Below are 454 nucleotides of genomic sequence, written 5' to 3' on the forward strand. Positions count from 1 at the left end.
TGAATTTCGGGAGCTTCAAGCCGGGCGATACGCTGGCGGCGAAATATGGCGCTTATGATCTGAAAACCGCGCCCAATAACGGGCAGGGGATTGCAGCGGATGTGAGCGGGCACGAATTGCCCAACGCGCCGCACTGGACGTTAAATCTCGGTGTTCAATATACGTTCGAGAGCGGGGATTGGGCGCTGACGCCGCGCGCCGATTTCTACCGCCAAGATGCAAGCTGGGCGCGGATCTACAACACCGCGATCGACCGGCTACGGGCATGGAATAACACCAATATCTCTCTCACGCTCGACCAGCGCAAATGGGATATGACGTTGCAGGTCTATGTGAAGAACCTGTTCAATTCGACGCCGATCACCGATGCCTTCGTCAATAGCGACGATTCGGGCCTGACAACCAATGTGTTCACGCTCGATCCACGCATAATCGGCGTCAGCATCACCAAACG

At 56.2% G+C, this 454-nt stretch carries 1 protein-coding gene; it reads left to right on the forward strand.

All coding sequences use genetic code 11. The features are described from left to right. Positions 1 to 454, forward strand: a 454-nt coding sequence (locus tag AACY08_RS29635; RefSeq protein WP_339472644.1) for a TonB-dependent receptor, incomplete at both ends; no start/stop codon positions are given.

The organism is Pseudomonas sp. EL_65y_Pfl1_R83 (assembly GCF_963970695.1).
Classification (GTDB): Bacteria; Pseudomonadota; Gammaproteobacteria; order Pseudomonadales; family Pseudomonadaceae; genus Aquipseudomonas; species Aquipseudomonas tritici.